This window comes from Dellaglioa sp. CoH-57-MRSF-18 (genome assembly GCF_056781995.1).
In genome coordinates this window covers 56,072-69,807 of record NZ_JBXAXX010000002.1, presented here as the reverse complement: position 1 = coordinate 69,807, position 13,736 = coordinate 56,072, and the positions used below count along the sequence as shown (strand labels likewise).

General features: G+C 32.4%; 13 protein-coding genes and 1 other annotated feature. Of the genes, 1 reads left to right on the top strand and 12 read right to left on the bottom strand.

The window, feature by feature from the left end:
- Positions 1 to 140: 140 nt before the first annotated feature.
- The 7 genes from AC1RPG_RS02140 to hisS all read right to left on the bottom strand — a co-directional run bounded on the left by AC1RPG_RS02140 (position 141) and on the right by hisS (position 7,901).
- Positions 141 to 1,031: a deoxyribonuclease IV gene (locus AC1RPG_RS02140; RefSeq protein ID WP_409022483.1), complete on the bottom strand. Its 891-nt coding sequence runs from the start codon at positions 1,029 to 1,031 to the stop codon at positions 141 to 143.
- Between the two features lie 105 nt (positions 1,032 to 1,136).
- Positions 1,137 to 1,946 carry an ABC transporter permease gene (locus AC1RPG_RS02135; protein ID WP_409022482.1) on the bottom strand — a complete coding sequence of 270 codons (810 nt, stop codon included), beginning with the start codon at positions 1,944 to 1,946 and terminating at the stop codon, positions 1,137 to 1,139.
- 18 nt (positions 1,947 to 1,964) lie between these two features.
- Entirely contained in the window at positions 1,965 to 3,140 is a 1,176-nt protein-coding gene (locus AC1RPG_RS02130) for a CDP-glycerol glycerophosphotransferase family protein (protein WP_481762404.1), read from the bottom strand.
- Between the two features lie 24 nt (positions 3,141 to 3,164).
- The gene (locus tag AC1RPG_RS02125; RefSeq protein WP_409022480.1) at positions 3,165 to 4,040 is read right to left on the bottom strand and encodes a YitT family protein; all 876 of its coding nucleotides are present in this window, start codon (positions 4,038 to 4,040) and stop codon (positions 3,165 to 3,167) included.
- A gap of 149 nt (positions 4,041 to 4,189) precedes the next feature.
- On the bottom strand, positions 4,190 to 4,711 hold the full coding sequence (gene msrA / locus AC1RPG_RS02120) for a peptide-methionine (S)-S-oxide reductase MsrA (protein ID WP_409022479.1): 522 nt from the start codon (positions 4,709 to 4,711) through the stop codon (positions 4,190 to 4,192).
- 110 nt (positions 4,712 to 4,821) lie between these two features.
- Complete coding sequence (gene aspS, locus AC1RPG_RS02115; protein WP_481761360.1) at positions 4,822 to 6,591, bottom strand: aspartate--tRNA ligase; 1,770 nt, start codon at positions 6,589 to 6,591, stop codon at positions 4,822 to 4,824.
- The gene (gene hisS / locus AC1RPG_RS02110) at positions 6,588 to 7,901 is read right to left on the bottom strand and encodes a histidine--tRNA ligase (protein WP_481761361.1); all 1,314 of its coding nucleotides are present in this window, start codon (positions 7,899 to 7,901) and stop codon (positions 6,588 to 6,590) included. Before hisS ends, aspS begins: the two co-directional genes overlap by 4 nt.
- A gap of 55 nt (positions 7,902 to 7,956) precedes the next feature.
- Positions 7,957 to 8,144: a binding site (T-box leader), on the bottom strand.
- A 149-nt stretch (positions 8,145 to 8,293) separates the two neighbouring features.
- Here hisS and AC1RPG_RS02105 point away from each other — a divergent pair.
- Complete coding sequence (locus AC1RPG_RS02105; protein WP_481761362.1) at positions 8,294 to 9,151, top strand: N-acetylmuramoyl-L-alanine amidase family protein; 858 nt, start codon at positions 8,294 to 8,296, stop codon at positions 9,149 to 9,151.
- 23 nt (positions 9,152 to 9,174) lie between these two features.
- On the opposite strand, the gene AC1RPG_RS02100 is transcribed toward AC1RPG_RS02105, so the two are convergent.
- The 5 genes from AC1RPG_RS02100 to AC1RPG_RS02080 form a co-directional block, all read right to left on the bottom strand.
- Positions 9,175 to 9,798 (bottom strand): HAD-IA family hydrolase, encoded by a 624-nt coding sequence (locus AC1RPG_RS02100; RefSeq protein ID WP_481761363.1) that lies wholly within the window; start codon positions 9,796 to 9,798, stop codon positions 9,175 to 9,177.
- 63 nt (positions 9,799 to 9,861) lie between these two features.
- On the bottom strand, positions 9,862 to 10,308 hold the full coding sequence (gene dtd, locus AC1RPG_RS02095) for a D-aminoacyl-tRNA deacylase (RefSeq protein ID WP_481761364.1): 447 nt from the start codon (positions 10,306 to 10,308) through the stop codon (positions 9,862 to 9,864).
- Between the two features lie 24 nt (positions 10,309 to 10,332).
- Positions 10,333 to 12,561 (bottom strand): RelA/SpoT family protein, encoded by a 2,229-nt coding sequence (locus AC1RPG_RS02090; protein WP_409022473.1) that lies wholly within the window; start codon positions 12,559 to 12,561, stop codon positions 10,333 to 10,335.
- A gap of 85 nt (positions 12,562 to 12,646) precedes the next feature.
- Positions 12,647 to 12,970 carry a hypothetical protein gene (locus AC1RPG_RS02085; protein WP_481762180.1) on the bottom strand — a complete coding sequence of 108 codons (324 nt, stop codon included), beginning with the start codon at positions 12,968 to 12,970 and terminating at the stop codon, positions 12,647 to 12,649.
- 34 nt (positions 12,971 to 13,004) lie between these two features.
- Entirely contained in the window at positions 13,005 to 13,733 is a 729-nt protein-coding gene (locus AC1RPG_RS02080; RefSeq protein ID WP_481761366.1) for a 16S rRNA (uracil(1498)-N(3))-methyltransferase, read from the bottom strand.
- Positions 13,734 to 13,736: the final 3 nt, after the last annotated feature.

Sequence of the window (13,736 nt, the reverse complement as noted above, 5' to 3'; positions counted from 1 at the left end):
TCGAACTGTCCTTGTTCATTATAACTAAAGTCTTTATCGCCGTCAATAAATCTTTTATAAAATATTTGAGATAATACAAAAAATATACTTTTTTTTAACAAATTAAGCATAAATCAATTGATCTAAATCAATAAACAGCTTTAATTTAACCCAAGTTCCGTTAATAGATTAGGATTAAAGGTATTTTCTTTAAACATCAAAATTTCTTTTTGATATGGTGATTGTTGATTTTTTTTATCTACACCTACATATGGTGTTTCTAATATTTTAGGTACCTTACTAAATCTTTCGTCATGTACAATACTATTTAATGCATCAAACCCAATTTCACCAAAGCCAATATTAGCATGTCTATCTTTATGACTTCCTTGAACATTTTTTGAATCGTTAATATGAAAGACTTTCAATCGATCAATTCCAATAATATCATCAAACTTTTCTATAACAGATTCAAAGTCATCTTTAATATTATATCCAGCATCACTAGTATGACATGTATCAAACGTAACAGATAATTTATCATTCAACTTCACACCATCAATCATTTGTGCAATCTGTTCAAATGTTCGTCCAACCTCTGTACCCTTGCCCGCCATTGTTTCAATAGCAATTTGAATTTTTTGGTCTGAAGTCAAAACTTCGTTTAATCCTTCAATGATATGTTTAATTGCAGCTTCATCTCCCGCACCTACATGAGCACCAGGATGGAGAGTCATTTGAGTAGCACCTAATGCTTCGGCCCTATCTATTTCAGCTTTCAAAAAATTGATTGCAAATGTAAAATTCTCTGGTTTAACTGTATTTCCTAAATTGATAATATAAGGGGCATGAACAACTATATCACTTAATCCATGTTCCACCATAAAGGCTTTACCTTTTGGAATATTCATCTCTGAAATATCTTTTCGCCTTGTATTTTGAGGTGCTCCCGTATAAATCATAAATGTACTTGCTCCATTATTCGAAGCCTCTTCGGCGGAACCAAGTAACATATCTTTTCCCTTCATACTAACATGTGATCCTATCAACATTATCCTTACCCCTTTTCGCATTTTAACTTGATTGTATTATAACATTGATTATAAAAAAAGATTTAGAATACTCACCTGACAGGAAGTTTTCTAAATCTTTTATATTTAAATTAAATCAACAAAATGAGCTCTAAATTTATAGTGTAAATGTGATCCTATTAAGAGGAACATTAATGTGATTGACCAAAATAGTAATAGTTGTGTTGGATTATTAAAAAACCAACCTTCGCTCAAGAAAGTTTCTCTAAACCCTGCGACTAAATAGTTAAACGGATTTATTTGTAGAATTCTAACAAAAACTTTAGGAAAACTACCAGAATTTAAATTGAATAAAATACCTGACATGTAAAATAAAACCCTCATAATCGATTGGAGTGCTATATAGTAATCACGAGCTAAAATTGAGATGGTTGAATTAAAAATACCGAAAGCAAATAAAAATGCAATCATACAGATAAAATAATAAATGTACTGTAACCAATACAAAGTGGGCGTTACACCTGATAATAATAAAACAATAATACTAAAACCGAACATAACCCAATACGCAGTCATTTGACTGACCATACGAATTGTTGGTAGTACGCTAACTGGAAATTTCATTTTAGCAACTAATCCAACTTTTTCATAAACACTACGAGACATACCAAGTACACTAGAATTCATAAACAACCATGGGGCGATACCCACCATCATCCAAGCAAAATAATTAACCCCATCTATCTGTTGTCCAGCGTGCAAGGCAACACCGAAAACAAGATAGTAAATACCAATTTGAATCATTGGGTTTAAAAACTCCCATGCAATTCCTAAATAATGACTTTGGTAACTTGCTCGATCTTCATATTTTGAAACTCGAAATATAATTGGTAAATTTTCAAATTGTTCTTTTATAATTGAAATAACTTTTTTCAATGTATTGACGCTCCTTATTTAAGTAAAATAATAATCTAGAACACGCTCTGTCGCATGCCCATCATTAGATGTATTCCATAATAAATTAAATGTTGCTAATTGTCTATCACTATTTTTGAATTCTTTATAAGTAGCAACTAGTTCACTCATTGTTTGCACAATCGGTCCTGGTACCCAGTTATTAAAATCCGATTGAATCCCAATACTACTTTCATAATTCTTTAAATCAAAACAATAGAATAAAACTCGTTCAGCGTTTGGCAATAAACTGAAATCAAAAATAACCGATGAATAATCTGTAATTAAACAATTTGTGATGACCAACAATTCTCCAGTTGTGTATTCATCCACCCATAAAATATCATTATTCTTAGATAATAATTTTTTAAAGGCAAGCTCTTTGTCCTTTAAATGCGGATGTAATTTAATAATTAACTTAGTTTCATCATTTAATAATTCTTGAATATTAGAAAAATCATCTGGTATTTCTAATATAACTTCCCCATTTATATCTTCTCTATATGTTGGTGCGTATAAAATGATTTTTTTCTTAATTAAGTCTGGGTGGCTACTAAAAATATTTTTTTTTGTTAATTTTATCCAATTGCTATCTTTAAATTTATCTGTAGCAGGGTATCCAAGTTCTAAAATGTGATTATCAGAAACATGATAACTTTTCTTAAATACTGACCCCATTTTAGCTGACGCTACAATAAAATCATCAAATTGATTATAGACAGATTGAAATCGTTTTTTATCTTCAGCTGATCGATCAGCTGTCTTAGGCTCATCCCAACCAAACGATTTAATTGCCCCATTTGCATGCCAAAGTTGAACAATTTTGGTTGTTTTTTTTGTATGCATTGTGGCTAAAAAAGCAAAATAATTATCGACAAAAATTAAGTTACTCTTAGAAATCAGAGGGATTAAATTTAATACGAAAGAAATATTTTCAGTAAATATTTTGGTTTCAATATTTAAGTCTTCGATATTCTTAATTTCTAACTTCATAGAAGGTCGATAAAAAATGATTAAATGTTGATTATTATCTAAACATCTTTGATTTAATTTCCGAATGAAGTCACTATTACCACCGAAACTCATTAAATAGCTGATATTAGTACTTTTTTTAGAGAAATTCAGTAACGAAAATAGTCTGATGAGAAATAAGTAGATTATCTTTTTAATTTGCATAACTTATTAATCCTTTAGTTTTATTTATAATGCTTGCTCATAAAAACGTCCCCATATCTGAACGTTTTCTGAGATACTAACAAATGCGACCGGGTCTGACTCTTCCATTGCATCATGTAATTCATTTTGTTCATATCTCGAAATAACGGTAATTAAAAGTGTCTTATCATCATGATGATAAGCACCCTCAACATCGTTAACAATTGTGATTCCACGACGCATATGATTTTGTATTGAATCAATCACACTCTTAGGACGACTCGTCACAATCATAACTTGCATTTTTTGTTGTCTTGTATAAACCATATCCATGACTCTAGCATTAACAAATAATCCCAATGCAGAATAAAAAGCATATGGCCAACCATAAATAAAACCGGCTGCTAGAACAATAAAAGCATTAAAAATAATATTAATAGTTCCAATACTTTTACCTGTTTTCTTTTTAATTGTTAAGCCAATAATATCTAATCCACCAGTTGAAATTCCATTTCTAAGCGCTAATCCAGTACCAAATCCATTAACAGCTCCACCAAATATCGCGCAAATAATAGGATCCGTTGTTAACGTTACTGGCGTAATTGCTTTGATCATAATACTTGAAAATACAACTGCTAGAAAAGTAAACACAGTAAAACGGTGACCAATTTTATTCCAAGCCAAAATGAACATTGGTACATTTAAAAGAAATAAGAGTAACGCAGTCGATATTTGAAATGGTGCATATCGACTAAGGAGGGTTGCTACTAATTGCGCTAACCCCGTAATACCAGAGGCATATATTTTTCCTGGTGTCCAAAAAAAGTTCATCGCAACCGAAACTAATATCGCATATATAAATGCTGTTGAAGCTTTGGCCGCGTATGAATGTTTCTTAAAAATTTGTTGCAGATCGTCCATGATCAAAAAACCTCACATTTCATTTTAACAAGTTACGAATATTATACCATTCATTACGGTCAGATACAGTTAGACATTTACTTATCAAGTAAATCTTAATCTATACAAAAAGAGTCTTTTCAAAATTCATTCGAAAAGACTCTTTTAACTTATTTAGATTTCCAGACAGATTGTTTAAATTGATTCCGTCCACCGTTTTCTTCCATAGCAAATCTTCTTGGATTCTTTTTATAAAACTCTTGATGATAATCCTCAGCAGCATAAAATGGACCTGCATCTTCTATAGTTGTAACAATTGGTTCTTTGAATCTATGACTATCAATCAATAGTTGTCTTGAAGTTTCCGCAATTTTTCTTTGCTCATCATTTAGTGTATAAATCACTGGGCGATATGAACTACCCCTATCTTGAAATTGCCCCATCGCATCAGTTGGATCTGTTTGTTGCCAATATATCTCAACAAGCTGAGCGTAATTAATTTTTTTAGGGTCAAATGTTATCTCAACTGCCTCAGTATGCCCCGTTGTTTCAGATACAACATCTTCATATGTTGGATTTTTAGTGTGTCCTCCTGTATATCCAGATACGACATTTAAAATTCCTGCTTGTTCTTCAAACGGTTCAACCATGCACCAAAAACAACCACCAGCGAATATTGCTTTTTCACTCATTATCATCATTCCCCCTCTTAATATATGATAATAATAAATCACTTAACATAATATTGATATTTTTATGCCTAAAAAAGACTAATGAGTTTAATCATTAGTCTTTTAAACGTCTATTTTAATTTATTTTCTTCAACTTTTAACGATAATTCATCTAATTGCTTACTTGCAACTAGACTAGGCGCATTCGTCAATGGCTCTGATGCTTTTGAATTTTTAGGGAACGCGATAACTTCGCGAATGTTATCTTTCTTTGCCAATAACATAGCAAATCTGTCTAACCCAATAGCCAATCCACCATGTGGTGGGAATCCATAATCAAGTGCATCTAGGAAAAATCCAAATTGTTCTTCCGCACTTTCTTTAGTAAATCCTAAAGCCTTAAACATTTTTTCTTGAATATCGCGTTTATGAATACGGATTGACCCACCACCCAATTCATAACCATTCAAAATAATATCATAACTTTGTGCATGTGCTTCATGTGGATTTTCATCAAGTAAATGAATATCTTCTTCATTTGGCATAGTAAAAGGATGATGCGCAGCAATAAATTTGTCAAAGTCTTCACTGTATTCAAATAATGGCCAATCAACAACCCAAAGGAAGGCGAATCTATTTTCATCAATCATATCCATCTCTTTGGCAATATCATTACGTAAGTAACCTAATGATGCACGAACAACACTTGCTTTGTCAGCAACAAACAAAATTAAATCTCCGACATTTGCACCAGCAGCTTCTTTAATTGCATCAACATGGTCATTTAAAAATTTAGCAATTGGGCCACTAAATCCTTCTTCAGTTACTTTTACCCAAGCTAACCCTTTAGCACCAAAACGTTCAATATAAGCCGTTTTAGCATCAATCGCTTTGCGTGAATACTTATCGGCACCACCAGGAATCGCAATAGCATTAACAAGTCCACCATTGTTTAAAGTATTAGTAAATACTTTAAAATCAATATCTTTAACTGCAGCAGACATATCTTTTAATTCCATATCAAATCTAATATCCGGTTTTTCAGAACCATATCTTGCCATTGATTCATTCCAAGTCATACGTTGTAATGGTAATTCGAGGTCAATATTTAAAGTATCTTTCATTACACGTTTTAATAAACCTTCTGTTAAATCTTGAATTTCTTCAGCAGACATAAATGATGTTTCTAAATCTATTTGCGTAAATTCAGGTTGACGGTCACCACGCAAATCTTCGTCTCTAAAACAACGAGCAATTTGGTAGTAACGATCAAATCCGGCATTCATCAATAATTGCTTAAATAATTGAGGTGATTGTGGTAATGCATAAAAATGCCCAGGATAGACACGGGAAGGTACAAGATAGTCACGAGCCCCTTCAGGTGTTGATTTTGTTAAATATGGTGTTTCAATATCAATAAAATTTTGATTATCTAAGTAGCTGTGAACAGATTGTGTAATACGGCTACGAATCATTAATGATTTTTGCATTTCAGGACGACGTAAGTCTAAATAACGATATTTTAATCTTGTATCATCTACAACATTAATATCATCTTGTATTTCAAATGGCGGTGTTTTTGCTTTATTCAAAATAACTGCATTATGAACTTCAACTTCAATCTTACCCGTTTTCATTCTTGGGTTGATTGCTTTAGCATCCCGTTGTGTCACTTTTCCTGCAACCTCAACAACAAATTCATTACGTAACTCTTCAGCAATCTTTAAAGCTTCGGAATCAAATTCTTGACTAAAAACCAGTTGAACAATGCCCTCACGATCACGTAAATCAATAAAAATTAAATTTCCTAAATCGCGTCTTTTTTGTACCCATCCCTTTAATGTAACTGTTTGACCAATAAAAGTTTCATCAACTAAACCATTGTATGTTGTTCTTTTCATTCTCCATCAGCCTCCATTTCTAATTTTAATGCCTTTTCATATACTTTCGAAAAATCAGTATATACATCTTCTAATTTTAATATAATTTCTTGACTTGTTTTCATATTTTTAAAATTCAAAGTTTGTGTTTCTAGTTCGCTCTCACCTAAAGTCATAACAAAATGAGCATTCATACGATTAGCAGATTTAAATTGACCTTTTGGTTTACGATTTAAATAATCTCTTTCAATTGAATAACCTGCCTTACGCATTGATTGCACGAGTTTTAGTGTTTCAGTATTCGTTTCTTCACCAATACCAACAACATAAACATCTAAACTTTGTTCAACGGGTAATTTTGCATCTTCAGCTTCAAGAACTAATAATAATCTTTCAATCCCCAAGCCAAAACCAATCCCTGGTGTTTCAGGACCACCTAATTGCTCAACAAGGCCATTATATCGTCCACCAGCACAAATGGTCGTAAATTTCCCACCAAATGCTTTTGAATCAGACATAATTTCGAAAATGGTATGGTTATAATAATCAAGTCCACGAACCATTGTTGAATCAACTTCATATGGAATTTCCAATGCATCAAGTAACACTTTTACTTGGTTAAAATGAGCCTGTGACTCTTCACTAAGGTAATCTAGAATTGATGGTGCATTTTTAACAATTTCTTGATCACCTTTATCTTTACTATCCAAAACGCGTAGTGGATTTTTTTCTAAACGTGCTTTTGAATCATCACTTAATTGATCAGCGAAGGGACGTAAATATGCAACTAATGCGTCACGATAATTATCACGACTATCATTATCTCCCAAAGTATTAATAGCTAATTTTAAATTTGTTAATCCAAATTTTGATAAGAAATCAATTGCCATTGCCATAACTTCAACATCAAGTGTTGGATTATCAACCCCAAAGGCTTCAACTCCAATTTGATGAAATTGACGTAAGCGTCCAGATTGAGGTCTTTCATAACGAAACATTGGTCCAATATAATACGTTTTAAATGGCTTTTGAATTTCTGGGCCATAAAGTTTATTTTCAACATACGCTCTAACAACTCCAGCTGTTCCTTCAGGACGAAGTGTTATATGGCGGTCACCTTTATCTTTAAAATCATACATTTCTTTAGTTACAATATCAGAAGTATCACCTGAAGTTCTTGAAAAAACCTCAAAATGTTCAAAAAGTGGTGTTCTAATTTCATCATATTGGTAACTTGAGAATATATTTCTAGCGGTTTCTTCAATATATTGCCATTTTTTTGAATCTGCTGGGATTATATCTGCTGTTCCTTTGGGACGTTGAAATTTCATTATAAATCCTCCTATTTGTGGCATTATATACAAAAAAGCACCCTCATCTAAATACGACAAGGGTGCTTTTGCACGGTACCACCTTAATTTTTTACTAATAGCTTAACGCAACTTAAACGACATGTGATTTAACCACACGCACCTCAAAAGTGTCTTTCGGTTAGCAAAAATGGTGAATATTTCAGCAAATTATTCACTCTCTATACAATTTAACTAACCTAATTTCTTTTTCATCGGTTTTAATATTTTATTAATTATAAAGTTACTCGAGTAACTCTCTAAAGTCAAGTACAGCTTAACTTACAATATTATTAAATTTGATTCTTACTATTGAACAAATATTTGGTATACTAATATTTAGATTCAATATCTATAGTTAAAGGAGTACATAAATGTCAACAAATAGAAAACATGGATTCAGCATAAACTGGCCAAGAGTCATTTTATTAATCATCATTTTTTGTACCCTATGTTTAGGTATTGTAAAAACGACAACTTATTTAAAAGAAACCGTTGTTACATCTGACAATATTAATGTACGTACCGGACCAAGTACGTCAAATAAAGTGTTAGACACTCTTAAGAAAGGTGAGCGTATTACAATTATTCGAGAAAAAAATAATTGGTCATACGTAAGTTTGCCAAATACTAAAAAAGGTTGGGTAGCAAACTGGATTCTTTCTAAAAAAAATGCCAAAGTGACTAAATTATCTGAAGCAACGATTGTTTTAGATCCCGGACATGGCGGTAACGATTCAGGTGCACTTTCAATCAAAGATAAACAAGAAAAAATCTACACGCTTCAAATTGTAAAAAAAGTAGCTTATCTTCTTAAGAAACGTGGCGCCAATGTGATTTTAACACGAGACTCTGATTCGTATGTAGATTTAGCCCCACGCGCTAAACTTGCAGAATCAAATAATGCAGATGCATTTATTAGTTTCCATTTTGATTCATCGCCTAATGATGATGAAGCAACTGGTTTAACAAGTTACTACTATAATAAGACAGCTGATTTAGCACTTGCAAATTCAATAAATGCCGAATTAAACGATACCGGTCTTGATAATCGTGGAACGGAATTTGGCGATTTTCTTGTTCTAAGAGATAATACACAACCATCCGTCTTACTAGAATTAGGGTACATTAATACAAAATATGACTTTAAGTTAATCCAAAGTAGCAGCTTTCAAGAAAAAACAGCAAAATCAGTCGTTGAAGGTTTAACAAATTATATCCAAAATAAATAAGACAATGCTTAACTATCATTGTCTTATTTTTGTATTAAATCAATTAATTTCAATACACGCTTATCTGGTTTTTCAACTGTTGAAATCATTTGATCAAAATCAAATAAATATCCCTTCATACCTGCATTATGCCCTGCAGCAATATCCAACTCCCGATCACCAATCATTGCTGCTTTCTGGTAATCAACTGCATTTTTTTCTGCAAGATAATTAAGTGACGCTGGATTAGGTTTCCTTGGAAATTTTTGATCTGAAGTAACAAAATCTGAAAACAAATGAATAATATTTGTTTCCCTAAGCATATCAATTGCGCTTTGATCCCTATGGGTTAATAAAAAGTTTTGTCCACCATTATCAACCACCCATTTACAAACTTCTTTTGCACCAGGAAATAATTTTGCATTTTTTTGACTCTGTCTTTCTAAATCATCATAGCTTACCCTCAATTGTTCAACATCTAAATTCAAATTTGTTTCTTGATAAATTTGAATTGCTTGTCTAACAGATTTTTCTCGCATAATTTTATAAATTTCTGTTCTAGTCGCAATTACATTTTGTAAACGTAACGCTTCTTGAAATGCCTTAACCATCTCAGGATAAGTATCAAAAAGCGTCCCATCAAAGTCCCAAAAATAATTATTTATCATTTTATACCCTCCAAATATTCTTTACACCAAAAAGATGTATTAGAGTTGATTCTAATACATCCTTTATTTTTTCTCTGTATCAAAAATAATTGTTACTGGTCCATCATTTATAAGTTCAACATCCATATCTGCTCCAAATTGACCTGGTTTAACAATAGTTACTATTTCAGCCAATTTTTGATTAAATTCATCATAATGTTCCTCAGCTAAATTAGGTTCTTCAGAATCTGTAAAGCTTGGTCTATTCCCTTTTTTTGTTGACGCGTACAAAGTAAATTGTGAAACAGATAGAATTTCTCCATTTATTTCTTGAATACTTAAATTCATTTTTCCCATATCATCTTCAAATAATCTGGAATTAGAGATTTTTTTTACCATATAATCTATCTCAGTAGATGTATCACCCGTCTTAAATCCCACCAATAAAAGATATCCTACATTAATCTGATTTAATACCTGACCATTTACCGAAACACTAGCCTTTTTAACACGTTGAACAACAATTTTCACTTCTTTAGTACCTCCATTAGAAAATTAATGAATTTTCCTTTTAACAGCATAAACGTCTTCAACACTTTTCAAAGTTTCCATAATTCTTTCTAATTGAACAATATCTTTTACGCCAACTGAAACATCCATTGTCGCAATTTTATTATTATCAACACGGCCATTAACTGAGCTTAATTGCTTAGTTGTATTATTCAATGATTGTAAAATATCATTCAAAAGTCCAGAACGATTGTACCCTTGGATTTCCAAATCAGATTGATAATTAGATTTATCATCCATGGTTTTATCCCATTTAACACTAATAATTCTTTCCCCGGACTCTTCAGCTTTAATAACATTAGGACATTCAGTTCTATGAACTGAAACACCACGCCCCTTTGTAATATAACCAATAATGTCATCTCCTGGAATAGGATTACAGCAATGACTTAATCGAACAAGTAAGTTATCGACGCCATCAATTACAACACCACCATCATGGCTACTTTTACGATTTTTTTCAGATACGTCTGGTTTTTTCATTTCTTTATGTTCTTCAAGGATTGCCTTCTGCTCATTAACTTGTCGAACTTCTTCTTCTTTAGAGCGAATATCTTCCGTTAAAGCATTGGCGACACCTAACGTTGCTACCTCTCCAAATCCAATTGCAGCATACAAGTCATCTGATTCAGACAATTGTCTTTTATCCAAAAGCTGTTTCATATTTTCTTTTGTAATGACTTTTTTAGGATCAAATCCTAAATCAATTAATTGCATCGTCAATAAATCTTCACCTTTAGCTGCATTAGCAACACGATCTTGTAGTTTGAAGAAGTGTTTAATTTTATTTCTAGCTTTATTTGTATGCACCAAATTAACCCAATCACGGCTTGGTCCTATTGAACTTTTACTAGTTAAGATATCAACAATGTCTCCATTTTTGACTTGATAATCTAATGGCACAATCTTTCCGTTAACTTTTGCACCCGTTGTATGATGTCCAATTTCAGTATGAATACTGTAGGCCATATCAAGTGGTCCTGCACCTTTGGGTAATTCAAAAACATCACCTTTAGGTGTGAATACATAAACGCGGTCACCAAAGATATCGCCTTTAACACTTTCCATAAAAGCAGAAGCATCATCAGTCTCATCTTGTAATTCAATAATTTCTTTAAACCAATTTAATTTTGTACCCGCGTCATCTTGCTGAACTTTCTCTTTCACACCTTCTTTGTAAGCCCAATGTGCTGCTACACCAAATTCAGCTATTTCATGCATCTCTTTTGTTCTAATTTGAACTTCAAAAGGACGTCCCTCTGGTCCGACAACAGTCGTATGCAGAGACTGGTACAAGTTAGCCTTTGGAATCGCAATATAGTCTTTAAATCTTCCAGGCATTGGTTTCCATCTAGAATGTATTGCCCCAAGTACCGCATAACAATCTTTAATTGATCCAACAATTACTCTAACAGCTAGGAGGTCATAAATTTGAGAGAATTGTTTATGTTGGTCTTTCATCTTTTTATAGACAGAATACAAATGCTTTGGTCGCCCATAAATTTCGCTTGAAACTTTTAAATCACTAATGGAAACTTTTATTTCTTCAATAGCTCCAGAAATATAAGCCTCACGTTCTTCACGTTTAGAATTCATCAAATGAACAATTCGATAGTATTGTTGGGGGTTCAGATAACGTAATGAACTATCTTCTAATTCCCACTTAATCGTACTAATACCTAAACGGTCTGCCAATGGTGCATATATTTCTAACGTTTCATTTGCAATTCGTCGTTGCTTATCTGGACGTAAGTGTTTTAACGTCCGCATATTATGTAACCTATCTGCTAATTTCACAATAATAACACGTAAATCTTTAGACATCGCTAACAATAATTTACGATGATTTTCAGCTAATTGCTCTTGATGAGATTTATATTGAATTTGACCTAATTTTGTTACACCATCGACAATTACTTGCACATCTTTACCAAAAAGTTCGCCTACATCACCTAAAGTAACTGGTGTGTCTTCAACAACATCATGTAAAAATCCTGCACTAACAGTCTCCGGATCCATTTTTAATTCTGCAAGAATACCAGCAACTTGTATTGGGTGCATTATATATGGTTCGCCAGACTTACGATATTGATTCTTATGAACATAGGTAGCAAAATCACATGCTTTTTGTACAAATGCAACATGTTCTTCATTCATATAGCTTTCAACGATTTCCAAAACGTCTCTAGCACTCCACATTTCTTCTTTTGTCATATCTACACACCTCTTTTTATATAAAATAAAAATACGCGATTCCATAATGCAGTCCGCGTACTCATGTATTCATAAAGTATTTGTATTATTTTTTTGAAATTCCCCATGTTAATAATGATAAACAAAGATAAATAATTGCAAAAAAGATAGTGATACTTTGAAATAAATGGCACAACACACCTATTGCAAAAATAACTGGAAAGAAAAAGTTAAAAATCAAACTATGATCATTTCTACCAATAATAACACCAATAATGATAGAAAAAATGACATTTACTATAAATAAAGAAACACCAATTTTTATAACATCGTTTGCATTAACTAAGGTCAGTACCATCGGGACCACAATTCCGATGGCAATACTTACCGTTAAGTACCATGCAGCTGTTATGCTTAGAAAATTTTTCAAAAATATTTCCTCATTTCGTTTTCTCATGCCTTACTTAACTTAATTCACTAACAAATGAAAGGCTCGCTAATAAGTATAACGGAGCAGTCTCTGCACGTAAAATTCTAGGTCCTAAGCCTACCTTTTGATAACCAGCTGTAGCTAACTTATCAATTTCTGATTTTGAAATACCACCCTCTGAACCAAATACCGCAATCATATTTTGATTAGGTTCAATCAAATCAAATGATTTTTTTAGTTGGCTAACCTCACCTTGTTTAGCAGATTCTTCATATGCAACAATCTGAATATCATAAGATTGTTGAAATATCTCATCAATTTTTTTAGCGTATGAAATCGTTGGAATTTTAGTTCGATGTGCTTGTTCTGCAGCACCCTTAGCAATTTTTTTTAAACGTTCAATTTTTTTAGCCTGCTTTTTTTGATCCCATTTTGCAATAGAAAAATCACTATTAAAAAATATAAAATGGGCAGCCCCCATTTCTGTACCTTTTTGTACAATCCAGTCTGCCTTATCTTTTTTTGAAAGAGCCGACGCAATTGTTACTTCTACTGGCAACTCAACTAATGTTTCTACTGTCTTTTGATAATCAAAAGTAGCTGAACTTTCAGTAACCTGTTTCATCTTTGCAACAACAACCTCTGTTGATTGCTTAACGAGTTCAACTTGATCACCAACAGCCAAACGCATAACTTTAATTGCATGATGAAAATCCTCATCTGTTAAAATTAACTCATCAGATTTCAAAAAATATCTCTGCATCTT